Source organism: Stenotrophomonas sp. P2112 (assembly GCF_041897515.1).
GTDB lineage: Bacteria > Pseudomonadota > Gammaproteobacteria > Xanthomonadales > Xanthomonadaceae > Stenotrophomonas > Stenotrophomonas sepilia.
In genome coordinates, this window is the sequence record NZ_CP169216.1 from 324,918 (window position 1) to 348,516 (window position 23,599).

Annotated in this window: 22 protein-coding genes; 8 read left to right on the plus strand and 14 right to left on the minus strand. The window is 68.6% G+C overall.

What is annotated here, in order from left to right:
* Positions 1 to 168 precede the first annotated feature (168 nt).
* Positions 169 to 846: a response regulator transcription factor gene (locus ACEPA4_RS01540; protein ID WP_032954668.1), complete on the plus strand. Its 678-nt coding sequence runs from the start codon at positions 169 to 171 to the stop codon at positions 844 to 846.
* 6 nt (positions 847 to 852) lie between these two features.
* On the opposite strand, the gene ACEPA4_RS01545 is transcribed toward ACEPA4_RS01540, so the two are convergent.
* Positions 853 to 1,242, minus strand: coding sequence for a DUF6165 family protein (locus tag ACEPA4_RS01545; protein WP_005420531.1), 390 nt, complete (start codon positions 1,240 to 1,242; stop codon positions 853 to 855).
* Positions 1,243 to 1,420: 178 nt separating this feature from the next.
* Between ACEPA4_RS01545 and ACEPA4_RS01550 the strand changes: the two genes are divergently transcribed.
* Positions 1,421 to 2,119, plus strand: coding sequence for a TorF family putative porin (locus tag ACEPA4_RS01550; RefSeq protein WP_262089817.1), 699 nt, complete (start codon positions 1,421 to 1,423; stop codon positions 2,117 to 2,119).
* Here the strand turns inward: ACEPA4_RS01550 and ACEPA4_RS01555 are convergent.
* Complete coding sequence (locus tag ACEPA4_RS01555) at positions 2,116 to 3,264, minus strand: MFS transporter (RefSeq protein ID WP_329953246.1); 1,149 nt, start codon at positions 3,262 to 3,264, stop codon at positions 2,116 to 2,118. The genes ACEPA4_RS01550 and ACEPA4_RS01555 overlap by 4 nt on opposite strands.
* A gap of 144 nt (positions 3,265 to 3,408) precedes the next feature.
* Between ACEPA4_RS01555 and ACEPA4_RS01560 the strand changes: the two genes are divergently transcribed.
* On the plus strand, positions 3,409 to 4,296 hold the full coding sequence (locus ACEPA4_RS01560) for a LysR family transcriptional regulator (protein ID WP_065178999.1): 888 nt from the start codon (positions 3,409 to 3,411) through the stop codon (positions 4,294 to 4,296).
* On the opposite strand, the gene ACEPA4_RS01565 is transcribed toward ACEPA4_RS01560, so the two are convergent.
* On the minus strand, positions 4,265 to 4,732 hold the full coding sequence (locus ACEPA4_RS01565; RefSeq protein WP_005420526.1) for a DUF1456 family protein: 468 nt from the start codon (positions 4,730 to 4,732) through the stop codon (positions 4,265 to 4,267). The two genes, ACEPA4_RS01560 and ACEPA4_RS01565, sit on opposite strands and share 32 nt — an antisense overlap.
* Before the next feature lie 84 nt (positions 4,733 to 4,816).
* Between ACEPA4_RS01565 and ACEPA4_RS01570 the strand changes: the two genes are divergently transcribed.
* A complete protein-coding gene (locus tag ACEPA4_RS01570; RefSeq protein WP_005420525.1) occupies positions 4,817 to 5,305 on the plus strand; it encodes a hypothetical protein in 489 nt (162 codons plus the stop codon).
* 88 nt (positions 5,306 to 5,393) lie between these two features.
* The gene (locus ACEPA4_RS01575) at positions 5,394 to 6,146 is read left to right on the plus strand and encodes an SDR family NAD(P)-dependent oxidoreductase (RefSeq protein WP_005420523.1); all 753 of its coding nucleotides are present in this window, start codon (positions 5,394 to 5,396) and stop codon (positions 6,144 to 6,146) included.
* 98 nt (positions 6,147 to 6,244) lie between these two features.
* Here the strand turns inward: ACEPA4_RS01575 and ACEPA4_RS01580 are convergent, their stop codons facing one another.
* The 4 genes from ACEPA4_RS01580 to ACEPA4_RS01595 all read right to left on the minus strand — a co-directional run bounded on the left by ACEPA4_RS01580 (position 6,245) and on the right by ACEPA4_RS01595 (position 10,355).
* Complete coding sequence (locus ACEPA4_RS01580) at positions 6,245 to 7,129, minus strand: SPOR domain-containing protein (protein WP_065185647.1); 885 nt, start codon at positions 7,127 to 7,129, stop codon at positions 6,245 to 6,247.
* 21 nt (positions 7,130 to 7,150) lie between these two features.
* Positions 7,151 to 8,839 (minus strand): arginine--tRNA ligase, encoded by a 1,689-nt coding sequence (argS, locus tag ACEPA4_RS01585; protein ID WP_005420518.1) that lies wholly within the window; start codon positions 8,837 to 8,839, stop codon positions 7,151 to 7,153.
* 114 nt (positions 8,840 to 8,953) lie between these two features.
* Positions 8,954 to 9,658 carry a DNA repair protein RadC gene (gene radC, locus ACEPA4_RS01590; protein ID WP_014035697.1) on the minus strand — a complete coding sequence of 235 codons (705 nt, stop codon included), beginning with the start codon at positions 9,656 to 9,658 and terminating at the stop codon, positions 8,954 to 8,956.
* A 70-nt stretch (positions 9,659 to 9,728) separates the two neighbouring features.
* Positions 9,729 to 10,355 carry a response regulator transcription factor gene (locus tag ACEPA4_RS01595; protein ID WP_061478747.1) on the minus strand — a complete coding sequence of 209 codons (627 nt, stop codon included), beginning with the start codon at positions 10,353 to 10,355 and terminating at the stop codon, positions 9,729 to 9,731.
* A gap of 199 nt (positions 10,356 to 10,554) precedes the next feature.
* On the opposite strand from ACEPA4_RS01595, the gene coaBC reads away from it, so the two are divergent.
* Genes coaBC through ACEPA4_RS01610 form a run of 3 tightly spaced genes read left to right on the plus strand, consistent with a single transcriptional unit; the run spans position 10,555 to position 14,675 of the window.
* Positions 10,555 to 11,844 carry a bifunctional phosphopantothenoylcysteine decarboxylase/phosphopantothenate--cysteine ligase CoaBC gene (gene coaBC, locus ACEPA4_RS01600; RefSeq protein ID WP_005420512.1) on the plus strand — a complete coding sequence of 430 codons (1,290 nt, stop codon included), beginning with the start codon at positions 10,555 to 10,557 and terminating at the stop codon, positions 11,842 to 11,844.
* On the plus strand, positions 11,841 to 12,314 hold the full coding sequence (gene dut / locus ACEPA4_RS01605) for a dUTP diphosphatase (protein WP_005420510.1): 474 nt from the start codon (positions 11,841 to 11,843) through the stop codon (positions 12,312 to 12,314). The genes coaBC and dut overlap by 4 nt, the downstream gene beginning before the upstream one ends.
* Positions 12,315 to 12,326: 12 nt before the next feature.
* A complete protein-coding gene (locus tag ACEPA4_RS01610) occupies positions 12,327 to 14,675 on the plus strand; it encodes a phosphomannomutase/phosphoglucomutase (RefSeq protein ID WP_329889020.1) in 2,349 nt (782 codons plus the stop codon).
* Between the two features lie 96 nt (positions 14,676 to 14,771).
* On the opposite strand, the gene ACEPA4_RS01615 is transcribed toward ACEPA4_RS01610, so the two are convergent.
* The 7 genes from ACEPA4_RS01615 to ACEPA4_RS01645 all read right to left on the minus strand — a co-directional run bounded on the left by ACEPA4_RS01615 (position 14,772) and on the right by ACEPA4_RS01645 (position 23,591).
* Entirely contained in the window at positions 14,772 to 15,485 is a 714-nt protein-coding gene (locus tag ACEPA4_RS01615) for a response regulator transcription factor (RefSeq protein WP_005420506.1), read from the minus strand.
* A complete protein-coding gene (locus ACEPA4_RS01620; protein ID WP_053500336.1) occupies positions 15,466 to 18,126 on the minus strand; it encodes a sensor histidine kinase KdpD in 2,661 nt (886 codons plus the stop codon). Before ACEPA4_RS01620 ends, ACEPA4_RS01615 begins: the two co-directional genes overlap by 20 nt.
* Before the next feature lie 51 nt (positions 18,127 to 18,177).
* The gene (gene kdpC, locus ACEPA4_RS01625; protein ID WP_262089822.1) at positions 18,178 to 18,828 is read right to left on the minus strand and encodes a potassium-transporting ATPase subunit KdpC; all 651 of its coding nucleotides are present in this window, start codon (positions 18,826 to 18,828) and stop codon (positions 18,178 to 18,180) included.
* A complete protein-coding gene (gene kdpB, locus ACEPA4_RS01630; protein WP_065179004.1) occupies positions 18,825 to 20,882 on the minus strand; it encodes a potassium-transporting ATPase subunit KdpB in 2,058 nt (685 codons plus the stop codon). Before kdpB ends, kdpC begins: the two co-directional genes overlap by 4 nt.
* A 10-nt stretch (positions 20,883 to 20,892) precedes the next feature.
* Positions 20,893 to 22,602, minus strand: coding sequence for a potassium-transporting ATPase subunit KdpA (gene kdpA, locus ACEPA4_RS01635; protein WP_053500329.1), 1,710 nt, complete (start codon positions 22,600 to 22,602; stop codon positions 20,893 to 20,895).
* Positions 22,603 to 22,614: 12 nt separating this feature from the next.
* Entirely contained in the window at positions 22,615 to 22,707 is a 93-nt protein-coding gene (locus tag ACEPA4_RS01640) for a potassium-transporting ATPase subunit F (RefSeq protein ID WP_005407770.1), read from the minus strand.
* A gap of 221 nt (positions 22,708 to 22,928) precedes the next feature.
* Positions 22,929 to 23,591, minus strand: coding sequence for a hypothetical protein (locus ACEPA4_RS01645; protein ID WP_005420473.1), 663 nt, complete (start codon positions 23,589 to 23,591; stop codon positions 22,929 to 22,931).
* Between the last annotated feature and the right edge of the window lie 8 nt (positions 23,592 to 23,599).

Sequence of the window (23,599 nt, forward strand, 5' to 3'; positions counted from 1 at the left end):
GCGTCTCGACAGGCCCGGCTCTTGCCGGGCCTGTTGCGTTTGTGGCGGCGCGAAACAAAATGCCGTCTGACTGGTGGCGCACGCGGGCCGAGCATTGCAAGGAATTGGATTCCGCCGCTGCGGGCACCGGCCTACGGTGGATGTTCCATGTTGCCTGGACAGGCCGCGATGCCACCGACACTCCCGCCCCTGCGGCCTGATCGGCCACGACGCCTGGCGCTGCTGGATCCGCACCCGGTACTTCGGTTGGGCGTGGAAGTTCTGCTCCGCCAACACAGTGGTGTGCAGGTGCGCGTGAGCCTGTCCAACGAGGCGCACCTGCTGCAGCTGCTGGAGCGCAGCCCGAGGTGTGTCGACCTGCTGCTGATCGATGCGCTGCCGATGGGCGACCTGGGCGATGGATTGGCCCTGCTGCGCGTGCTGTCGCAGCGCTGGCCGGCGCTGCCGGTGCTGGTGCTCTCGGCGCACTGCAACGCCAGTACGGTGACCACCGCGATGCGAGCCGGCGCGCGCGGCTTCCTGTCCAAGTCGATGCCACCGGAGACGTTGCTGCGCGCCATTGACGTGGTCGCTCGCGGAGGGCGCTTCGTGCCACCGGAACTACGCGAGGAGCTGAAGCTGCCACGCACACGCCGGGTATCTGCACCGGTGCTGACGCCGCTGAGCCAGCGCGAGCGTGAAGTGCTCGGGTTGGTGCTGAAGGGCGTCAGCACCAGTGAAATGGCCCTGCGCTCAGGGCGCTCGGCCAGCACCATCAGCTCGCAGAAGACGTCGGCCTACCGCAAGCTCGGCATCCGCGGGGATGGTGACCTGTTCCGCTTCCGCCACCTGCTCGAATGCGGCTGAGCGGCCTTACTCGCCCTGGTACTGCTTCTCTTCCACCAGCGCCGAACCGGCCACGCGGTTGATCTCGTTCTTCACCTGCACGCGCTCGCCATTGGTGCCATAGACACCGCGTGCCAGCTGGATGAACGCATCGTCGAACTCCTGGGCCGCTTCCTTGTCGCGCAGCTGGTCCTGGATGTCCCACATGCGTTCGTTGATCGCCTTCAGCTGCTGCTTCAGCGCGTCCAATGCCGGCTGCGCCTGCAGCTGCTGCTGCAGCAAGGGCAACAGGCCATCCAGTTCGGTGCGCACGTTGGCCAGCTTGGCAGCATCGTCGATGCGCTCGGCCTTGATCTCGAGAATGGTGATCTTGTCGATCAGCTCGCCGATCGATACCGGGGTCAGGATGGCGTCCACGTGGTTGGTTCCTGGAAACAAGGCGCCATGATACCGCGCGGCTGGCACGTAGCCTCCATCCACGGGATTTACGCCGAATTTGCGCTGCAGGCCGGGCAGCGCCCTCGATCCGTTACGGCGGCGCCCCCGACACTGCCGTCCCGGCGGCGCGATCGCCTTCGACGAGGAACACAGTGCAGTGAACAGCAAGGAGACGATGGCGGCGCTGGTGGCCGCCCTGGCAGGGCTGCTCGGGATCGGCAGCGCGCAGGCACAGGTGCAGGCCAGTGGCAGTGCTGCATTGACCAGCGACTACGTGTGGCGTGGCAGCTCGCAGAGCGATGGCGACCCGGCGGTGCAGGCCGGCGCGAAGGTCTCGATCCCGTCGGGATGGTACGCCAGCGTGTGGGGTTCGAACGTTTCGTTCAAACCGGACAATGGCGCGCGCAGCGAGTTCGACCTGGTGGCCGGCTGGTCCGGCGCACTGGCGCCGGCCTGGAACCTGGATGCGAACCTGACCCGCTACGTGTACCCGGGCAGCGGCCGCATGCTGGACTGGACCGAACTCAACACCACGTTGACCTGGAAGCAGCGTGCCTGGCTGCAGGTCGCCCATTCCAGCGATGCACTGGCCGGTGGCCATCGCGGCACCTATGCCCAGCTGGGTGTGCGTGTGCCGCTGCACGAACGCGTCCGCCTGGAAGCGGCGGTGGGCCAGTACTGGCTGGCCACCGCGCAGGGCCCGGACTACCTGCATGGCCAGCTCAGTGCCATTGCCACGCTGGCCCCGGCATGGGAGCTGCGTGCCACCGTGCACGACACCGACAGTGCGGCCAAGCGCCTGTTCCCGGGTAACGCCGGTGGACGCTGGGAGCTGGCGCTGCAGGGCAGTTTCTAATTCGACGATGCCGCCTGGCGCGCACGCAGCGCGCCGGGCAGCCACAGCAGCAGGGCCAGCACGGCTACGGCGGCACCGGCCACGCAGACACCGGTCCAGCCGAAGCGCTGGTAGACCTGTGCAGACAGCAACGAGCCCAGCGAGCCGCCGATGAAATAGCCGGTCATGTAGCCGGCATTGAGGCGGTTGCGTGCCGCAGGCTGCAGCGCATAGATCAGGTTCTGGTTGCTGACATGCAGCAGCTGCGCGGCCAGGTCCAGCACCACCACGCCGACCAGCAGCGCCAGCAGCGAGTGGGCCGACAGCCCCAGTGGCAGCCACGACAGCAGCAACAGCGCCAGTGCAATGGCGGTGGCACGTCCGGTCTGGCCACGGTCGGACATGCGACCAGCCAGACCCGCCGCCAGCGTCCCGGCCGCACCGACCAGCCCGAACAGGCCGATGGTGGCGTCGCTGTAGGCGTACGGCGGTTGTGCCAGCAGGAATGCGAGCGGGGTCCAGAAGATCGCGAACATGGCGAAGCTGCAGGCCCCCAGCAGCGTGCGCTGGCGCAGCACCGGTTCCCGCACGAACAGCTCGCCGATGGAGCGCAGCAATGCGAAATAGCCAAGGCCGGCGCTGTGGTGGAATCGCGGCAGGCCGCGCTGCAATGCCAGTGCGGTCAGCACCAGGGTGGCAGCGGCGATCGCGTACACCAGGCGCCAGTCGCCCAGGCTGGAAAGCAGGCCGGCCACGGTGCGCGCCAGCAGGATGCCCAGCAGCAGGCCACTCATCAATGTTCCGACCACGCGGCCACGATGTTCCGGCGCGGCCAGCGTGGCGGCGAACGGCACCAGCACCTGGGCCACCACCGAAAACAGGCCGGTGATCGCGGCGCCCACCAGCAACCAGGTCAGCGACGGTGCGCAGGCACTGATCACCAGTCCGCCCGCCGACAGCAGGCTCATCACCACGATCAGGCGGCGGCGTTCGAACAGGTCACCCAGCGGCACCAGCAGGATCAAGCCGGCGGCATAGCTCAGCTGCGCGGCGGTAACCACCATGCCGACCTGGCCGAACGGCACGCCGAAGGCGTCGGCGATGGTGTGCAGCAGCGGTTGCGCGTAGTAGTTGCTGGCCACGGCCACGCCGGTGGCGACCGACATCAGCAGCACCTGCCAACGGTGCAGAGGGGGAAGGGACGGGCTCACGCGATGTTCCAGGAAGCGGGGGGGCACAGTGTCCGCCTGCTGCGATCATGATGGAAATGAATCATCATCATCCATGCCATCTGAAAACAAGATAGTTGTATGAACCTCAAGCAGCTCGAGTTCGCCGTGGCGCTGGCCGAGGAGGGCAATTTCACCCGTGCCGCCGAGCGCTGCCACGTGGTGCAGTCCGCGCTCAGCCACCAGATCGCCCATCTTGAACAGGAACTGGGTGCCACGCTGTTCGAGCGCCTGCCGCGCCAGGTGCGGGCCACCGCCGCCGGCGAGGCGTTGCTGGTGCACGCACGCCAGGTGCTGGCCAGCCTGCGCCACCTGCGCGCCGACGTGGCCGCCGTCAGTGGCGAAGTGCGTGGGTTGCTGGCCATCGGGCAGATTTCCTCGCTGACCGGAATCGACGTTGTGGCGATGCTGGCGGCCTTCCAGCGCGTGCACCCGCAGGTGGAGTTCCAGTTGCGCGTGGACAAGAGCGAGGACCTGATCGCGCAGGTACAGTCGCGCGCGCTGGATGTGGCACTGGTCGGCCTGGCGCCTTCGGCAGCGCTGTACGGTGTCTGCCATCAGGTGCTGCAGGAGGAGGATCTGGTGGCGGTACTGGCGCCATCGCACCGGCTGGCCGGGCGCAAGCGGCTGCCATTGGCCGCACTGCAGGATGAAGCACTGGTCGACTTCCCGCGCGGCACCGGCGCACGCCGGCAGACCGATGATGCTTTTGCCGCAGCCGGACTGCCGCACACGGTCCGTTTCGAGGTCAACCTGATGGAACTGGTCGAGCGCTTCGTCCGCCATGGGTTGGCGGTCGGCATCGTGCCGGCATTGATCGCCGATGGGTTTCAGGGCGTGGTGCAGATTCCGCTGCAGCCGACCCCGACCCGGCGCGTGCACCTAGTCTGGCAGCGCCTGCCGACACCAGCGGCGCGGGCGTTCGTCGACGCCGTGCTCAACCGCGCAGGCGCAGGCTCAGGCCCTTGAGGAAGTTGCGCAGCATCTGGTCCAGGCAACGCCGGTAGTTGGCGTGCCCGGGTTGGCGGAACAGCGCGCCCACTTCCGACTTGGAGACATTGAAACCTGCGCTGGCAAAGATCTCCATCAGGTCCACGTCGCGCAGCTGGAACGCCACGCGCAGCTTCTTCAGCACCAGGTTGTTGTCGATGCGGGTCTCCACTGCGCGCTGCGGCTGGCTCTCGTCGCGGCCACGCAGGTGCACGATCAGGCCGTCGAGGAAGTGCGCCAGCGCGCTGTCGTTCATCGCCTCGAAACCGGCTTCGTCCTCGCGGCGCAGCCAGGCCTTCACCTGCCCGGTATCCACGGCAAAGGCCGGGTCGGCCATCTGGCACAGGGCGACCACGTGCTGGTCACCCAGGTCCAGGGAGTAGCGCACGCTGCGCAGGACATCATTGTTGATCATGGCCCAATTGTACCGGCCCCTGGCGTGTCACCGGACTGTCATCGAACTGCAGCATCGTGAGCACTCGTTCGCTGGGACCCTTGCATGCGCCGGTATCTGTTTTCCGCACTACTGCTCGCCGGCAGCTTCGCTGCCTTCGCCCAGGACCGCTTCGTACCCGTCGAGCGGCGCCTCAGTGCATCCCAACTGGCCGAGGTCGGGCTCAGCCCAGCGCAGTTGCAGGCGTTGAACCGGGTACTGCGCGAGGCAGAGAGCACGACCGCTGCGTCGACGGCAGCGGTGGCCCCGGTCGCTGCGCCGCTGCCTGCCAATGTGCCGGCACCGGCAGCAATGCATCTGGGCCTGGATGACGAACCGGTCAGTGCCCGTGTAGTCGGAGAGGTCGCAGGCTGGCAGCCCGGCACGCTGTTCACTCTTGATAACGGTCAGCAATGGCAGGTGATGAAGGGACAGATGAAGCTGCGCAAGGTGTTGCAGTCGCCGCAGATCGCCGTTGTTCCTGGAATTGCCGGGCGCTGGTTCCTGCAGGTCGACGAAGACCTGCCCAAGGCCAGAGTGTTTCGCGTGCGTTGAGCCGGGGGGACGGCTGGACGGCGGGCAACTCAGGACGGGCCGGGAATGCCAGAATGGGCGTCCGGTTTTTCCCCCCTGGAGTTGCCTGATGACCCGCACTGTCCTGATTACCGGCGCCACGTCCGGCTTCGGCGCCGCCGCCGTCCACCGCTTCGCCCAGGCCGGCTGGAAAGTGATCGCCACGGGCCGCCGCAGCGAACGCCTGCAGCCGCTGGTCGAGCGCTACGGCAAGGACGTGGTGCACGCCGCCGCCTTCGACATCCGCGATGCGGTGGCGATGGAGGCGGCCCTGCTGGCGCTGCCGCCGGCCTTTGGCGAGATCGACCTGCTGGTCAACAACGCTGGCCTGGCGCAGGGCACCGCGCCGGCACAGAGCGCCACGCTGTCGGACTGGACCACGATGATCGACACCAACATCACCGCGCTGGTGACCCTGACCCACCGGCTGCTGCCGCAGCTGGTGGAGCGCAAGGGCGCGATCATCAACATCTCGTCGGTGGCCGGCGTCTACCCGTACCCGGGTGGCAACGCCTACGGTGGCACCAAGGCCTTCGTCAGCCAGTTCTCGCTGGGCCTGCGTTCGGACCTGCACGGCACCGGCGTGCGCGTGACCACGATCGAGCCGGGCATGGCCGAAACCGAATTCACCGTGGTACGTACCCATGGCGACCAGAACGCCTCGGACAAGCTCTACAGCGGCGCCAACCCGATGACCGCCGAAGACATCGCCGAGCAGATCTTCTGGGTGGCCAGCCTGCCGCCGCACCTGAACATCAACCGGCTGGAGCTGATGCCGGTCAGCCAGTCGTTTGCCGGATTCCAGGTCGCCCGCGAGGGCTGACCGGAGTTGTATCGCTTTTTGCAGAGTCGAGCATGGCTCGACTCTACAGAAACAAGAAAGCCGGGCACTGCCCGGCTTTTTCATTCACATCGGCAGGCTTACTGCGCCTTGATCGCCATCGCCTGCAGGCCGGTGCCATCCAGCTTCTGCTTGGCTTCGGACAACTCGCCGGCACTGCCGTACGGGCCCATGCGCACGCGGTACACGGTCTTGCCGTTGATCTGCGCCGACTCCACGCGTGCCGCCAGGCCCATCATGGCGAGCTTGGCCTTGGTGGCTTCGGCGTCACCGGAAGCCCCAAAGGCTCCTGCCTGCAGGATGTAGCGGGCGTTGTCGGCGGCCGCTGGTGCAGCTGCGGCCGGCGGTGCCGATGCGGCGGGCGCGCTTTCCGCGCGCGGCGCCGGAGTGGCGGCCGCCGTGCTGGCCGACGGGGTTGCCGCGGCCGGGCGCTCGCTCAGCGGTGCCGGCAACGGACGGTTGGTCGCGGTTACCGGCGCGGTGCTTGCGACGCTGGCCGTTGCGGTCGGTGCCGGCGTGGCCGTACTGGCCGGCGGTACCGGCTTGCCCTCCAGCGCGGCCTGCGCGCGCGACGCTTCGGCCTTGGCCCGGCGCTGATCCTCGGCGCGCGCGCTGGCGGCCAGTTCGGCGTCGGACATTTCCACTTCCTTGCCCGGCAGCAGGGTGTAGAAGTCGTACTGCGTCGCGGCGGGCTTCTCCGGTTCGGCCGGCTTCGGCGTGGCCGGCTGCGCGGCCGGCTGGCTGCCGACATCGCTGTCGGCATCAGCGACCGGGGCCGGCTGCGCGTTCGGGTTCGGCTGCGGACCGGCACGCAGGAAGCCATCGCCTTCGCCCTTGAACAGGTTCGGCGCCGCCAGGAACACCACGGCGGCGATCGCCACACCGGCCACCAGCCACACCCATCCGGGGGTGCCCTGGCTGCTGCTGTTGCGTCGTGCCTGGGTTTTGCCGCGTCGTGCTGCCATGTGTACTGCGTCTCCTGATGCTTACATTTTTTCCGGGGCACTCACGCCCAGGAGTTCGAGGCCGTTGGCCAGCACCTGGCGCGCCGCGCAGGCCAGGGTCAGCTTGGCGTTGCGATCGGTGGCGTCGTCCACCAGCACCGGCGTCCCGTGATACCACGTGTGGAAGGCATGCGCCAATTCACGCAGGTACTGCGCCACCAGGTGCGGCTCCAGCGCCACGCCGGCCGCTTCCACCACTTCCGGATACCGCGAGATCTCGTTCATCAGCCCCAGCGAGGCATCGTCGGCCAGGCGGCCCAGATTGGCCAGGCCATTGCCCTGCTCGTACACAAGGCCCTTTTCCTGGGCCTGGCGCAGCAGGCTGCAGACGCGGGCGTGCGCGTACTGCACGTAGAACACCGGATTGTCGTTGCTCTGCTGGCGGGCCAGGTCGATGTCGAAGGTCAGCTGCGAATCGGGCTTGCGCGCGATCAGGAACCAGCGGGTCGCATCGCGGCCGGCCTCCTCGATCAGGTCGCGCAGGGTGAAATAGCTGCCGGCACGCTTGGACAGCTTCACTTCCTCGCCGCCGCGCATGACGGTGACCATCTGGTGCAGCACGTATTCCGGCCAGCCCTGCGGGATGCCCACTTCCAGCGCCTGCAGGCCGGCGCGTACGCGCGCCAGCGAGCCGTGGTGATCGGCACCCAGTTCGGTGATCGCGCGCTCGTAGCCGCGCTGCCACTTGGACAGGTGGTAGGCCACGTCCGGTACGAAGTAGGTGAAGGTGCCGTCGGACTTGCGCATCACGCGGTCCTTGTCGTCACCGAAATCGGTGCTGCGCAGCCACAGCGCGCCGCCTTCCTCGTAGGTGTGCCCGGAGGCCTGCAGCTTGGCCACGGCCTCGGCGACCTTGCCATCGGCGTACAGCGAGCTTTCCAGGAAGTAGATGTCGAAGTCGACGCCGAAGGCGGCCAGGTCCAGGTTCTGCTCGTTGCGCAGGTAGGCCACGGCGAAGCGACGGATCGCCTGCATGTCGTCCGGGTCCTTGGCGCCGACCACCAGCGTGCCTTCCAGGTCAACGCTGGCGCCGGCCATGTAGGCGCGGGCAACGTCGGCGATGTACTCACCGCGGTAGCCGCCTTCCGGCCAGCCTTCCTGGTCCGGCGCAATGCCCTTCACGCGGGCCTGCACCGACAGCGCCAGGTTCTCGATCTGCACGCCGGCGTCGTTGTAGTAGAACTCGCGCTTGGCGTTCCAGCCGTTGGCGTCGAGCACGCGGGCCACGCAGTCGCCGATAGCCGCCGCGCGGCCATGGCCGACATGCAGCGGGCCGGTCGGGTTGGCCGACACGTACTCCACGCCCACCGTGCGGCCATTGCCGGACAGGTTGCGGCCGTAGTCGTGGGCTTCCTTGATGACCGACGCGGCTTCGCGCTGGTACGCAGCCGGAGCCAGGTGGAAGTTGATGAAGCCAGGGCCGGCGATCTCGACCTTGCTGACGTCCTCGCTGCGCGGAAGCGCCTCGACCAGCGCCTGAGCCAGTGCGCGCGGATTGCTGCGCGCGGCCTTGGCCAGCAGCATCGCGGCGTTGGTGGCGAAGTCGCCATGGTCACGGGTCTTCGGGCGCTCGACCACGAAGTCCGGCGGCAGGGAGTCGGCGGGCAGGGTGCCATTGGCGCGCAAGGCTTCGATGCCTTGGCTGATCAGGGCGCGGAGGAGATTTTTCACGAGGCCTGCTGTGAGAATGAGCGGCGGAATCGCCCATTTTAGCGCAGATACCCGCGCCCACGCTGACCAGAACATGCCTGTGGGGGGTACCTGCCCGGCCCTGGTCAGGCCCGCTCAGCCGAACAGGCGTGGCTGGGGCGGGGACAGCAGGCCCCGTTCAGCAAACGAAACGGGGCGGCCTTCGCCGACCACGAAGTGGTCCAGCAGGCGTACGTCCACCAGTGCCAGCGCCTGCTGCAGTTCATCGGTGATCCGGGTATCGGCGCCGGAGGGTTCCGGGTCGCCGGAGGGGTGGTTGTGGCTGAGGATCACCGCTGCCGCATTGTGCAGCAGGGCTCGCCGCACCACCTCGCGGGGGTAGACCGGGGCGGCATTGATGGTGCCCTGGAACAGTTCCTCGCAGGCGATCAGCCGGTGGCGGTTGTCCAGGAACAGCGCCATGAAGATCTCGCGGGCCTGGCCGCGCAGGCGGTGCTGCAGGTAGCGGCCGACCGCGGCTGGGTTGTTGCCGACCGCCTCGCCCTGCTGAAGCTCGGCGGCCAGGTAGCGATGGGCCAGTTCCAGGCCGGCGGCCAGGGCACAGCTTCGTGCCGGCCCCAGCCCCGGCAACCGGGCCAGCTCGCGGGCCGGGCGGTCCAGCAGCACGCGCAGGGGGCCATGCGCCTGCAACAGGTCGCGGGCGGTCTGCACCGCGTCGCGTCCACCGAAGCCGGAGCCGAGAAACAGCGCCAGCAGCTCTGCGTCGGACAACGTGGCGGGGCCGCGGGCGATCAGCTTCTCGCGGGGACGTTCCTGCTCGGGCCAGTCATGGATGGGCATGCCTGCATCATCGCCAGCGCGCGTGATGCGTCCCATCAGGGCAGGGCGCACGCCCGGGTAGGCTGTTGCCTCAGTCGCGTCGCGACTGCAGATAGGCGAACAGCTCCTGGTTGTTCTGCAGCCCCAGCTTGCGCTTGGCTTCGGCCTTCTGCCGGCTGATCGTTTTCGGGCTGCGGCCGCAGTGGACGGCGATGGCGTTCACTTTCAGCCCGGCGGCCAACAGGTCCAGCACTTCCTGTTCGCGGGCCGACAGCGCCGCCGGCTCACGCGCGAACATCAGGTCGCGCGCCTGCAGGTGGTCGCGCAGCTGCTGCGAGACGAACACCTGCCCAGCCATGGCCGCGTTCAGGGCCTGCGGCAACTCGCCGAAATCGGCGCACTTGTCGACCAGGCCACTGACACCTTCACGCAGCAGGCCATCGAGCAGGCCGGGGTGACGGGCGCCGGTAAGCACCACCACGGGCATGCCCGGGTGGCGTGCGCGCAGCTCAGCGATCAGTTCCGGGCCATCCGGGCCGGTGCCCGGCATGGAGAGGTCGGTCAGCACCGCGTCGCAGCCGTGGTGCTCGACCAGCTGCAGCAGCTGGGCGCCGTCACGCGCGCTGCCGACGACCTCCATCAGATGGGTCTGCAGCACGATGCGGATGCCGTGCAGGACGACGGGATGGTCGTCGGCGATGATGATGCGCGGGTGCACGCGGAATCCTCGAAAAGCGAAGCGGCACACCTGCGGTGGCCACTGACGATTCTGCAAACGTGGCCGGCCAACAGGTATAGGAAAGTTCCGAATCGCAGTGTCTTGAACCCCGGAAGCGTTGTGGCGCAAGTCCCATCTGCTGATAGCCGCCCGCTATGTGTGCCGTGTACCGGGACATTACCGACCATCGGGTAAGCTAATGCCCTCGTTTGCACAGGAATTCCAGGTGGCTGACTCCCCCAACGCTTCCCCCGCGCCGGCCCGCGCGCTGGAAGGCCAGAAACTGCTGTTGTGCGTCGGAGGCGGGATCGCGGCCTACAAGGCCCTGGAGCTGGTGCGGCGCCTGCGTGACGCGGGCGCCCAGGTGCAGGTGGCGATGACCGCCGGCGCCCAGCAGTTCGTCACCCCCCTCAGCTTCCAGGCCCTGTCCGGGCAGCCGACCCGCACCACGCTGTGGGACAGCGCCGCCGAGCAGGCCATGGGCCACATCGAGCTGGCCCGCTGGGCCGACCGCATCGTGGTCGCGCCGGGTACCGCCGATCTGCTGGCGCGGCTGGCCCAGGGCCATGCCGATGACCTGGTCAGCACCCTGTGTCTGGCCAGCACCGCACCGCTGACGATCTGCCCGGCAATGAACCACCGGATGTGGCTGCATCCGGCTACCCAGGCCAACATCGCCCTGCTGCGCCAGCGCGGTGCGCAGGTGATCGGCCCGGTCGATGGCCCGCTGGCCGAAGGTGAATCCGGCCCCGGTCGGCTGGCCGAACCGGGCGACATCGTGGCCGCGCTGGCGACCAATGGCGGGGTCGTTGCGACGGTTGCCGCGCCGGAAACCCGTGCCCTGCAGGGGTTGCGCCTGCTGATCAGTGCCGGCCCGACCTACGAAGACATCGATCCGGTGCGCTACGTCGGCAACCGCAGCAGCGGCAAGATGGGCTTCGCCCTGGCCGCCGCCGCCGCCGCGCTGGGCGCGCAGGTGGTGCTGGTCAGTGGCCCGGTACAGCTGCCGACGCCGCCGGGCGTGCAGCGCATCGATGTGCGCTCGGCCGCGCAGATGCGCGATGCCGTACTGAAGTCGCTGCCCGCCGACATCTATATCGGTGCCGCCGCAGTGTCCGACTACACCCCGCGCCAGGTCGCCGCGCAGAAGCTGAAGAAGACCGCCGACAGCCAGTCGCTGGTGATCGAGCTGGTGCGCACGCCGGACATCCTGGCCGAAGTCGCCGCGCAGACGCAGTCGCTGAAGCTGGTGGTCGGCTTTGCCGCCGAGACCCATGACGTGGAGAAATATGCTCGCGGCAAGCTGATCGACAAGCGCCTGGACCTGGTGATCGCCAACCAGGTCGGCATCAGTGGCGGTGGTTTCGAGAGCGACAACAATGCCGCCACGGCCTTCTGGCAGGACGGTGAACAGGTATTCCCGGCCACCTCCAAGCGCGAACTGGCCGAACAACTGCTGGCGCTGATCGCGCGGAGACTCCAGGCATGACCCAGGCATCCCTTTCCCAACCGCTGCAGGTCAAGCTGCTCGATCCGCGCTTCGGCGACAGCTGGCCGCTGCCGGCCTACGCCACCGAAGCCAGCGCCGGCATGGACCTGCGCGCGGCGCTGGATACCGCGCTGACCCTGCAGCCGGGCGACACCGCGCTGGTGCCCAGCGGCCTGGCCATCCACATTGCCGACCCGAACCTGTGCGCGGTGATCCTGCCGCGTTCCGGGCTGGGCCATCGGCATGGCATCGTGCTGGGCAACGGCACCGGCCTGATCGATGCCGACTACCAGGGGCCGCTGCTGATCAGCGTCTGGAACCGTGGCCGCGAGGCCTTCACCATCGAGCCCGGCGATCGCATCGCGCAGCTGGTGGTGGTTCCGATTGCCCGCGTCAGCCTGCAGGTGGTGGATACTTTCACCGACAGCGTGCGGGGCACGGGTGGATTCGGCCATACCGGGGTGCGTTGACAGGGGACATCGATGAGCGGCATCGGGGAAGGACAGCGGGGACGGTCGTTGGGTCGCAGTGCACCACTACTGGGGGTGCTGCTGATCCTGCTGGCCGGCTGGTTCGGATGGAGCGCGGTGCAGCAATGGCGGCAGGAGGCCAACGGCCAGGCGCTGGAAGAAGCGCGCGACCAGGCCGTGCAGGGCCTGCAGCAGGCCGCTGCAGGCCAGTTGCAGCAGCTGCAGCAGCAGTTGAAGAACGATCGCGTGCAGCAGGCGCTGCAGGCCGGCGATGCCGCTGCAGCGGCGCTGGCCGTGCGCGAGAGCTGGACCGGGGTTGAGCAGGTCGAGGTGCTGACGGCCGATCTGGCCAACGCCTATGCCGATCCGGCCACCTTCGGGTATGCACGCCTGGCCCTGCTGGAAGCGGCGGTGGCTGAGGGCAAACCCAGCCTGCGCGTCGTCCGCGATGGTGGCGGCAATCGCCTGGGCCTGGCTGCGCCAGTGCAGCTGGGCAGCCTGGGGCCGGCCGTGATCTATGTCCGCCAGCCGCTGCTGCGGCTGACCTCGCCGCTGGACCAGGTGCGTGCGCCGTCCGCAGGCTTCCTTGGCCTGCGCCAGGGTGGCTTCGATCTGGTCACCCAGGGCGACGTGGGCCTGTCCGAAAGCGCCGAAGCCCTGGCGCGCCCGGTTGCAGGCACGCCGCTGCGGCTGGTCGCGTCGGTGCCGAATGTCGACGCCGGTCCGCTGGGCCTGGGCGCGCTGGCCAGCGCCATTGTGGCGTTGCTGCTGGCGTTCATTGCCGTGTTGCTGGTGGTGGGACGTGACCGACTGCCGAAGTCGCTGCCCTTCCCGCGCCGCGCCGCAGCGTCCGAGGCCGACCATGGCCCGACCCTGAGCGAGAGCCTGCAGCAGGCGCCGCCATCCGAGGCCGCTGTGACCGACAGTGGCGATGCCGCGCCACCGCCGCCACCGCCAGTGCCCGCTGAAGAGCTGGCCGCCGGCATCTTCCGTGCTTATGACATCCGCGGCGTGGTGGGCAGTGAACTGACACCGAAGACCGCGGCGCTGATCGGCCAGGCCATCGGCACCGTGGCACTGGAGCAGGGCCTGCGCGAGGTGGTGATCGGTCGCGATGGCCGCCTGTCCGGACCCGAGCTGACGGCTGGGCTGGCCGAGGGCCTGCGCCGTGCCGGCTGCGCGGTGATCGACATCGGCCTGGCGCCCACCCCGCTGGTGTACTACGCCGCCTTCCATCTGCGTACCGGCACCTGCGTGGCAGTCACCGGCAGCCACAATCCGCCCGAGTACAACGGCTTCAAGGTGGTCATTGGCGGAGAGACGCTGTCCGGCGATGCCATCACCGATCTCTACCAGCGCATCGTCGAGGGCCGCCTGGTGCAGGCCGCTGAGCCCGGTGACTACCAGCAGCGCGATGTCAGTGCCGACTACATCCAGCGCATCGCCGATGACGTGCAGCTGGACCGTCCGCTGAAGGTCGTGGCCGATGCCGGCAATGGCGTGGCCGGCGCACTGGCGCCGCAGCTGCTGGAAGCGATCGGCGCCGACGTCATTCCGCTGTACTGCGACGTCGACGGCACCTTCCCCAACCATCATCCCGACCCGAGCGAACCGGCCAACCTGGAAGACCTGGTGCAGACGGTCAAGCGCTTTGGCGCCGATCTCGGCGTTGCCTTCGATGGCGACGGCGACCGGCTGGGCGTGGTGACCGGCGAAGGCCGGATCATCTACGCCGATCGCCTGCTGATGCTGTTCGCTGCCGATGTGTTGATGCGCAATCCGGGCGCGATGGTGATCTACGACGTGAAGTGCACCGGCAAGCTGTCCGACCACGTGTTGCGCAACGGTGGCAGCCCGCTGATGTGGAAGACCGGGCATTCGCTGATGAAGGCGAAGATGCGCGAGACCGATGCCGAGCTGGCCGGCGAGATGAGCGGCCACTTCTTCTTCAAGGAACGCTGGTTCGGTTTCGACGACGGTCTGTACGCCGCTGCGCGATTGCTGGAGATCCTGGCCCAGCGCGAGGAAACGCCGGGCGAGGTGCTGGGCGAGCTGCCGGAAATGGTCGCCACGCCGGAGCTGAAGGTACCGGTGGCCGACGGGACGCCGCATGCCCTGGTGGCGATGCTGGTGGCGGCGGCGCAGTCCCCGGACAACCCGTATGTGGGTGGCCGTCTGTCGACCATCGACGGGCTGCGCGTGGACTTCGCCGATGGCTGGGGCCTGGTGCGTGCCTCCAATACCACGCCGGTGCTGGTGCTGCGCTTCGAAGGCAACGACGAGGCGGCACTGGAACGCATCCAGGCCCTGTTCCGCAGCCAGCTGCAACCAGTGCTGGGCGACACCCCGCTGGGGTTCTGACCCCTTTGGAAGCTGCAGCAGAATGGGTAGTGCCGGCCGCTGGCCGGCAAGCCCATGAACCTCACACACCCTGCAGTTGCCGGCCAGCGGCCGGCACTACCCCTTGAACCGCAACCCCACGCCCGGCTCGGTGAACAGGTAGCGCGAATCCAGCGCCGAATCGCCCAGCTTGTGCCGCAGCTTGCCGACCAGGATGCGCAGGTAGTGGGTGTCGTGCTGGTGGGTCGGCCCCCAGATCTCCTGCAGGATCTGCGGCTGGGTCACCACCCGTCCGGCATTGCGCAGCAGCAGCGACAGCAGCGCGTATTCCTTGCGGGTCAACGCCACCGGCTCACCCTGCAGGGCGACTTCGCGACGCACCAGGTCCACGTGCAGGTGGCCATCGTCGAACACCGGCGGTGTGCCATCGGTCGGCACGCTGCGCGTGCGCAGCAGCGCCCGCACGCGCGCCATCAGTTCCTGCGTGCCGAACGGCTTGGTCACGTAGTCGTTGGCGCCGGTATCCAGTGCGCGCACCTTCTCGGCTTCGCCGGCGCGCACGGTCAGCATGATCACCGGCACCTGGCTCCACTGGCGCAGCTGTTCCAGGACCTCGTGGCCTTCCATGTCCGGCAGGCCGATATCCAGGATCACCAGGTCCATGTCCTCGCTGGCGGCCAGCTGCAGGCCTTCCTGGCCGGTGGCGGCCTGCCGCACCTGGTAGCCCTGCGCGCGCAGGCTGATGTCCAGGAACCGGCGGATCTGGGTTTCATCATCGATCACCAGCACGCGTGCGGCCGGCACGCTGGCATCAATCGGGGTCGGGCTCATCGTGGGAGGCTGGCTTGAGCAGGGGCAGGGTGATGCGGATCAGGGTACCGCGACCGTCGCGTCCGGGCAGCGCCTGCACGCTGCCGCCATGTGCGCCGATCATGCCCTGGCAGATGGTCAGGCCCAGGCCGGTGCCGTGGCGGCCTCGGTCACCGCGCTCGACGCTGTAGAACATGTCGAAGATGCGCGCGCGCTCGTCATCGGGAATGCCGGGGCCGGCGTCGATCACGTCGATGCGCAGCTGGCCGTCCAGCTCGCGCGCCTGTACCTGCACGGCGGCGTCGGGCGGCGAGAACTTGGCCGCGTTCTCCATCACGTTGAACACGGCCTGTTCGACCAGCGCCGGGTGCACCCAGATCGGTGCCAGCGTGGCTGGAATGTCCAGCTCCAGCCGCACCTTTGGCTGGTAGCGCTGCAGGCGCCGTGCCGCCGAGCCGATCAGCTCGTCCACGCCGATCCAGTCGCGGTTGATCTTCAGCCCTTCGTGGCCGAGCCGGGTCATGTCCAGCAGGTTCTGGATGTAGCGGTCCAGCCGTTCGCCCTCGACCAGGATGGTGTCCAGCAGGGCGCGGCGATCAGCGGTATCCATCGCTGCACCGTAGCTGGCCAGGCTGTCGGCCGACCCGATCATCGCTGCCAGCGGCGAGCGCAGGTCGTGCGACACCGAGGAGAGCAGGGCCGAGCGCAGCCGCTCGGTCTCGTTGCTGACGTGCGCCTGCTCCAGTTCCGCCACCAGCCGCGTGCGCAGCGCGGCCTGGGCGATGTCATCGACCATCGCTTCGGCCAGCTGCCGCTGCTCGGGCAGCAGGCGCGCCTGTGCGCCGGGCAGGTACAGGCCGGCCACGCCGATCGCACGGTCTTCGCCGTCCAGCAGCGGCAGGAACCACCATTGCGCGCCGGCCAGGGTATCGGTGAAACGCCCGCTGGGCTGGCCGTGGCGCAGCGCCCAGTCGGCGGCAGCCAGGTCGGTATCGCCGGGCTGGCTGCGGCCGCCGGCGGCGGTATCGGTGCCGATCCGCAGCCACGCCGGCACGTCCAGGGCCTGCTCCAGCGCATGCCGGCCCGCCTGTGCCACCTCGCCGTTGCCGGCCGCACTGGCCAGCTGGCGTCCCAGCTGCTGGCGCGCGCGCGCATGGCGGTTGGCCGCACGCAGCGCGATGACCTGCATGCGCAGGCGCGAGGCCAGGCGCCCGGCCACCAGTGCCGCGGCCAGGAACAGGAAAACGGTGATCACGCCCTGGCGTGCACCGATGGCGAAGGTGAAGCGCGGCGCGATGAACAGGAAGTTGTAGGCGAGGAAACACAGGATCGCGGCCATCACCGCCACGCTGGCGCGCGTGCGTGCAGCCACCAGTACCACCGCGACGATGAACACCATCGACAGGTCGGCCATGCCCACCCAGTGTTCGGCCAGCCACGCCACCGCACAGGCCAATGCGGTCGCGATCAGGGCTTGTGCAGGCTCGTAGCTGATGCCGCGCATCGGCGGCAGCAGGCTCTCGCGGCGCGAGCGTGCGCGTGCCTGCGGCGTGCTGATGATGGTGATCTCGTAATGCGCGCCACGCTGGATCAGCTGCTGGGTCAGGGTGCGGTTGAACATCCGTGCCAGTGGACGTTCGCGGGTACGGCCCAGCACCAGGGTCGACACGCCGTTGTGTGCGGCGTGGTCGAGCAGGGCATCGGCAATGCTCGATCCATGCAGCAGTTCGGCGTCGCCGCCCAGCCGCCTTGCCAGCGCAAAGGCCGCATCGATCTCGCGCCGGGTCGCCTCGTCCTGGCGCCGGCCCTGCACGGTCACTACCGTCCACGGTGCGTCGCGGCGCTCTGCGATGCGCCGCGCCACCCGCACCAGGTATTCGCTCTGGCCGCCCCCGTCGATGGCCACCAGAACGCCGCGACGCAGGGGCAGATTGCCTTCGCCACGCGCGGCGCGGGTTTCGCGCAGGCTGCTGTCGACGCGGTCGGCGGCTTCCTGCATCGCCAGTTCGCGCAGCGCGGTCAGGTTGGCCGGCGAGAAGAACGCCTGCAGGGCCTGTGCGGCCTGTTCCGGCACATAGACCTTGCCCTGCTGCAGGCGCGCGATCAGTTCGCGCGGCGGCAGATCGACCAGCACGATGTCGTGCAGGCGGTCGAGCACGCCGTCGGGCACGGTCTCGCTGACCCGCACGCCGGTGATCCGCATCACCACGTCGTTGAGGCTTTCCAGATGCTGGATGTTGACCGTGGTCCAGACGTCGATGCCGGCGTCCAGCAGCTCCATCACATCCTGCCAGCGCCGCTCATGGCGGCTGCCGGGCGCATTGCGATGGGCCAGTTCATCCACCAGCACCAGCGCTGGATGCCGTGCCAGCACGGCATCCAGGTCCATCTCCTGCAGGGCATGGCCGTGATAGGCCACGTCCTTCAGCGGCAGCTGCGGCAGGCCCTCCAGCAGCGCCTGGGTATCGGTGCGTCCATGGGTTTCCACCAGGCCCACCACCAGGTCGACGCCGCGGCGCAGCTGTTCCTGCGCGCGGGTCAGCATGGCGTAGGTCTTGCCCACGCCCGGCGCCGCACCGAGGAACACGGTCAGCTTGCCGCCGGCTTCGCGTTGCAGGCCTTCAACCAGGGCATCGGCCTGGCGGGTACGTGCATCAGTCATGGGAGCCGCTGTCATGGCCACCATTGTGCGCGCAGCAGGTGCAACCCAGCATCACGGCGCCTTGGCCGCATGGTCCAGCGCGAAGTTCAGCGTCACCACGTTCACCCGTGGCTGCCCGAACAGGCCCCACTGGCGCCCTTCGGTATGCGCCTGCACCAGTGCCTGCACGCGCTCCACCGGCAGGCCACGGGCACGCGCCACGCGTGCTACCTGCAGCTGCGCCGCCGCCGGCGACAGCTGCGGATCCAGTCCGCCGGCGGACTGGCTGACCAGGTCCGCTGGCACCTGCGCCGGGGCGACACCTTCGCGCGCGGCCACCGCAGCCGTGCTGGCGGCAACACGTTCGGCCAACGCCGGGTTGCTGCGCGCCAGGTTGGAACCGGCCGCGGCCATCGGGTCGTAGTTGGCCGCCGACGGACGCGCCTGGAAGTAGCCGTCACCGGTGAACGGCTGCGCCAGCCAGGCCGAGCCGCGCACCTGGCCGCTGCCATCGCGCAGCAGGCTGCCTTCGGCCTGGGTCGGGTAGGCCAGCCCGGCAAAGCCGGTGGCGATGCCGGCGTAGACCGCGCCGGCCAGCAGCAGGGAGGCCAGACCCAGGCCGATCGCCGGGCGCCAGCAGGCGCCATCCTGCAGGCTGGCCACGCGGGCCTCGGCCTTGGCGTCGCCCGGAAGGGAAGATGAGGTGGAAGCAGAACGGTTCATGCGCCGAATACCAGGACAAGAAGGAGGTCAATCGCCTTGATCGCTGCGAACGGCAGCAGTACGCCGCCGAGGCCGTATACCAGCATGTTCCGGCGCAGCAGTGCGGTGGCGGTGGCCGGGCGGAAGCGCACGCCACGCAGGGCGAGCGGGATCAGCGCGGGAATCACCAGGGCGTTGAAGATCAGCGCCGCCAGCACCGCGTTGCGCGGGCTCGACAGCTGCATCACGTTCAGTGCGGCCATGGTCGGAACGGCCGCGGCGAACAGCGCCGGCAGGATCGCGAAGTACTTGGACACGTCGTTGGCCAGCGAGAAGGTGGTCAGCGCGCCGCGGGTGATCAGCTGCTGCTTGCCCACTTCCACCACCGACAGCAGCTTGGCCGGGTCCGAATCGAGGTCGACCATGTTGCCGGCCTCCTTCGCCGCCTGCGTGCCGGAGTTCATCGCCAGGCCGATGTCGGCCTGGGCCAGCGCGGGAGCATCGTTGGTGCCATCGCCCACCATCGCCACCAGGCGGCCACCGGCCTGTTCCTGGCGGATGCGTGCCAGCTTGTCTTCCGGACGGGCCTCGGCGATGTAGTCGTCGACGCCAGCCTCGGCGGCAATGGCTGCTGCCGTCAGCGGGTTGTCGCCGGTGATCATCACCGTACGGATGCCCATCGCCCGCAGCTGCGCGAACTTCTCGCGCATGCCGTGCTTGACCACGTCCGACAGCTCGATCACGCCCAGCACGTGGCGACCCTCGGCCACCACCAGCGGGGTGGCGCCATTGCGCGCGACCTGCTCGACGCGCCCGGCCAGTTCAGCCGGCACGCTGCCGCCCAGCGCCTGCACGTGGGCACGGATCGCATCGGCGGCGCCCTTGCGGATCTGCCGCCCATGTTCCAGATCCACGCCGGACATGCGGGTCTGGGCACTGAAGGCTAGGTAGTCGGCATGGTCCGGCTCGGCGGTGGCGCAGCCCTGTTCGCGCGCCAGGCGCACGATCGACTTGCCTTCCGGGGTCGGGTCGGCCAGCGAGGACAGCAGTGCCGCCTCGCGCAGCTGGCTGGCATCGATGCCGGCCAGCGGATGGAAGTGGCTGGCCTGGCGGTCGCCGTAGGTGATGGTGCCGGTCTTGTCCAGCAGCAGCACGTCGACGTCGCCGGCCACTTCCACCGCCTTGCCCGACTTGGCCAGTACGTTCGCGGCCAGCGCACGGTTCATGCCGGCGATGCCGATGGCCGGCAGCAGGCCGCCGATGGTGGTCGGGATCAGGCACACCAGCAGCGCGATCAGCAGCAGCGGATCGACCTTGACGCCGACGGCTGCACCAATGGCCGGCAACGTGGCCACCACCACCAGGAAGGTCAGCGTCATCGCCGCCAGCAGCAGGGTCAGCGCGATCTCGTTGGGGGTCTTCTGGCGGTTGGCACCTTCCACCAGCGCGATCATCCGGTCCAGGAAGCTGTGGCCCGGCTCGGCGGTCACCCGCACGATGATCTGGTCGGACAGCACCTTGGTGCCACCGATCACACCGGAACGGTCGGTACCTGCCTCGCGCAGCACCGGTGCCGATTCGCCGGTCACCGCCGCTTCGTTGATGGTGGCCAGGCCCTGCACGATCTCGCCATCGGCCGGCACCAGCTCACCGGCACTGACGATCACATGGTCGCCCGGGCGCAGTTCGGCGGCCGGCACCTGGGCTTCTGCGGCACCCGGCTGCGGCGCCGCCAGCCGGCGTGCCACCAGGTCCTGGCGGGCACGGCGCAGTGACGCGGCCTGGCCACGGCCACGCGCCTCGGCCACTGCTTCGGCGAAATTGCCGAACAACACGGTCACCAGCAGGATCGCGGTCACTGCCATGCCGAAGCCCAGCGGCGCATTGCCGGTCAGTGTGACGATGGCCGCGACGATCGTGCCAGCCATCACCACCGCCATCACCGGGCTGCGCACCAGGTGCATCGGCGAAAGCTTGCGTACTGCTTCGACCAGCGCACGGCGCAGGCCGGCGCCATCAAGCAGCGCAGGGCGCGGGGCAAGGGAACTACGGGTGGAACTTGCGTGGGTACTCATCGGGGTGTCCTTAGTGCAGTCCCAGGCTGAGGTGGTCGGCGATCGGGCCGAGTACCAGCGCCGGCATGAACTGCAGCACGGTCAGGATGACGATCACCGAGACCAGGGTCAGGGCGAAGGTCGGGGTTTCGATCTGCAGGCTGCCGGCAGACTCCGGCGCCTGGCGCTTGGCGGCCAGCTGTGCGGCCACCACCAGCGGGATGATCAGCAGCGGGAAGCGGCCCAGCAGCAGCACCAGCGAGCAGCTCAGGTTCCACCACAGCGTGGCGTCGCCCAGCCCCTCGAAGCCCGAGCCGTTGTTGGCGTAGGCCGAGACGTACTCGTAGAACACCTGGCTGATGCCATGGAAGCCCGGGTTGGAGGTAGCGGCCAGCCCGGGCACGGCCAGGGTGATCGCGGTGAACACCAGCAGGGTGATCGGCTGCAGCAGCACCAGCAGGGCCAGCAGGCGTACCTGTGGCGTCTCCAGCTTGCGGCCGAACAGTTCCGGCGTACGTCCGGTCATCAACCCGGCCAGGAACACGCCCAGCAGCAGGTACACGATGAACTGCTGCAGGCCACAGCCTATGCCGCCCCAGATCGCGCTGACCAGCATGTTGACCATCGCGATGCCGCCACTCAGCGGCGCCAGCGAGTCATGCATGCCGTTGACCGACCCGTTGGAGACCTGGGTGGTCACCGCCGCCCACAGCGCCGTGCCGTCGGCGCCGAAGCGCACCTCCTTGCCTTCCATCAGCAGCGGCGTGGCGGCGCTGGCACTGTGCCCTTCGCTCCACACCATCGCGCCGGTGGACAGCAGCGACATGCCCAGCATGCAGCTGAACACCAGGGCGCCGAACCGGCGCCGGCCGGTGAACGCACCGATCATGAAGATCACCGCCATCGGCACCAGCAGGATGCCGACGATCTCCAGCGCGTTCGACAGCGGGGTCGGGTTCTCCAGCGGGAAGCTGCTGTTCGGGCCGTACCAGCCGCCACCGTTGGCGCCCAGCTGCTTGGCCGCGACCATCGCCGCCACCGGGCCCAGCGGCAGTTTCTGTCCGGTCATGCCGGCGCTGGCATCGATCGGCGTGGCCTGCGGGCCACCGGCCATCGTCGACGGCACGCCCTGGCTGGTCAGCAGCAGGGTCCACACCAGGCACAGCGGCAACAGGAAGCGCACGCACAGGCGCACCACGTCCACGTAGTAGTTGCCCACCGCCACCTGGCGGTCGTCGCCGGCACCGGTGGCCGCCGCAGCCTGCGGCGCACGCGAGAACAACGCGCGCAGCGTGGCCACAGCCAGCGCCAGGCCCATCATCGGTGTCACCACCTGCAGGCCGGTGATGCCGGTCATCTGTGAGAGGTAGGACAGCTGGGCCTGGCCCGAATAGTGCTGCTGGTTGGTGTTGGTCAGGAACGAGATCATCGTGTGCAGCGCGGTGTCCCAGCGCATGTTCGGGATCTGGTCCGGGTTCAACGGCAACCAGGCCTGGGTCATGAACACCGCCTGGGTCAGTACGGCGATCACTACGTTGCTCAGCACGAAGGCCAGCACGTAGCCGCGCCAGGACATCGCGCGCGAGGGATCGACGCCGAACACCTTGTACAACGGCTTTTCGATCCAGTTGAACAGCACGTCGGCCTTCATCGGCGTGCCGCGCATCACGCGCGCCAGGTACAGGCCCAGCGGCCACGCGAGCAACAGGCTGGCGGCAATAATCACAAGCATCTCGGTCATGGCAGGCTCCGCTCAGAACGACTCGGGCCGCAGCACGACATAAAGGAGATAGGCGGCGGCGACCAGCACCAGCACGCCACACAACAACGACAGCCAGGGGGACATTGCAATAGCGTCCTGGTGGAACCCCTCCACCTCAGGCCGTCATCGTCGTCCTGCCGCCCATAAACGCACTACGCGCCGGACCGTGCCGACGCGTAAAGAGTGCATAAATTCCGTGGGCCAAGCCGTAACCAGGCGCCGCCCACTGTAGAGCCGGGCCCATGCTGGGCTGCTCTTTCCCAAGGCCACGTGGAGCCGAGCATGGGCTCGACCCTACAAGCGAATCACGGCGCCTGGCTCGCTGGCGCCACGCCCTTCAGCTCGCGGTAGCGCTGCAGCGTGCTGTCGATCTCGGCCTTCAGCGCCTGCTGCTGCTGCAGGAACCCGGCCTGCAGGCGCTGCTGCGCCCGCAACTGCACGTGCCGCTGACGGATCGCCTCGGCCTGCTTGTCGGCCACCTTGCCACCGGCCAGTTCTCGGTCGCCAGCGGCCGACAACAGCGCCACCAGCGATTCGCGCAGGCTGGTGACGTTGTACTCGGCGGTCTTCAGGTTGTTGTCGAGCACTTCCTGGCGCTCGGCGAACACCCGGCGCAGGTCGTCCTCGCTGCCATAGGTGGACAGCATCGCCTGTTCGGTGCGCTGGCGGGTCTGCTCGGCCATCAGGTCCAGCTGCTGCTGCTGCGCCTCGGTGCTGGCCGCGGCGCGCTCTTCGTCGGTCAACGCGCGCTGGACCTGCGCATTGCGCAGGCCGCTCTTCGCGTTGAACTCCTCGCGGGCGTGATTGACCGCATCGGCTGGCAGCGAATCGCTGCAGATCCGCTCCTTGCCCTCGTTCCAGCAATACAGCTTCTTCTCCACTTTGCCGCCGTCGCGCGACTGCGCCGGCACGGTGGACGGCACGGCCAGCAGCAGGCCGGCAAAGAGAACGGCAGGAACTCGGGACATGACCTTTC

Excerpts from the sequence above, each read along its gene's own strand:
- dut (WP_005420510.1), top strand. The coding sequence starts at position 11,841 with ATGACCCAGGCATCCCTTTCCCAACCGCTGCAGGTCAAGCTGCTCGAT.
- ACEPA4_RS01580 (WP_065185647.1), bottom strand. The coding sequence starts at position 7,129 with ATGGCAGCACGACGCGGCAAAACCCAGGCACGACGCAACAGCAGCAGC.
- ACEPA4_RS01540 (WP_032954668.1), top strand. The coding sequence starts at position 169 with ATGCCACCGACACTCCCGCCCCTGCGGCCTGATCGGCCACGACGCCTG.
- ACEPA4_RS01610 (WP_329889020.1), top strand. The coding sequence starts at position 12,327 with ATGAGCGGCATCGGGGAAGGACAGCGGGGACGGTCGTTGGGTCGCAGT.
- ACEPA4_RS01565 (WP_005420526.1), bottom strand. The coding sequence starts at position 4,732 with ATGATCAACAATGATGTCCTGCGCAGCGTGCGCTACTCCCTGGACCTG.
- ACEPA4_RS01620 (WP_053500336.1), bottom strand. The coding sequence starts at position 18,126 with ATGACTGATGCACGTACCCGCCAGGCCGATGCCCTGGTTGAAGGCCTG.
- radC (WP_014035697.1), bottom strand. The coding sequence starts at position 9,658 with ATGCCCATCCATGACTGGCCCGAGCAGGAACGTCCCCGCGAGAAGCTG.
- coaBC (WP_005420512.1), top strand. The coding sequence starts at position 10,555 with ATGCCCTCGTTTGCACAGGAATTCCAGGTGGCTGACTCCCCCAACGCT.
- ACEPA4_RS01645 (WP_005420473.1), bottom strand. The coding sequence starts at position 23,591 with ATGTCCCGAGTTCCTGCCGTTCTCTTTGCCGGCCTGCTGCTGGCCGTG.
- ACEPA4_RS01560 (WP_065178999.1), top strand. The coding sequence starts at position 3,409 with ATGAACCTCAAGCAGCTCGAGTTCGCCGTGGCGCTGGCCGAGGAGGGC.
- ACEPA4_RS01570 (WP_005420525.1), top strand. The coding sequence starts at position 4,817 with ATGCGCCGGTATCTGTTTTCCGCACTACTGCTCGCCGGCAGCTTCGCT.
- kdpC (WP_262089822.1), bottom strand. The coding sequence starts at position 18,828 with ATGAACCGTTCTGCTTCCACCTCATCTTCCCTTCCGGGCGACGCCAAG.
- kdpB (WP_065179004.1), bottom strand. The coding sequence starts at position 20,882 with ATGAGTACCCACGCAAGTTCCACCCGTAGTTCCCTTGCCCCGCGCCCT.
- ACEPA4_RS01555 (WP_329953246.1), bottom strand. The coding sequence starts at position 3,264 with ATGTCGGTCGCCACCGGCGTGGCCGTGGCCAGCAACTACTACGCGCAA.
- ACEPA4_RS01575 (WP_005420523.1), top strand. The coding sequence starts at position 5,394 with ATGACCCGCACTGTCCTGATTACCGGCGCCACGTCCGGCTTCGGCGCC.
- ACEPA4_RS01640 (WP_005407770.1), bottom strand. The coding sequence starts at position 22,707 with ATGTCCCCCTGGCTGTCGTTGTTGTGTGGCGTGCTGGTGCTGGTCGCC.
- kdpA (WP_053500329.1), bottom strand. The coding sequence starts at position 22,602 with ATGACCGAGATGCTTGTGATTATTGCCGCCAGCCTGTTGCTCGCGTGG.
- ACEPA4_RS01615 (WP_005420506.1), bottom strand. The coding sequence starts at position 15,485 with ATGAGCCCGACCCCGATTGATGCCAGCGTGCCGGCCGCACGCGTGCTG.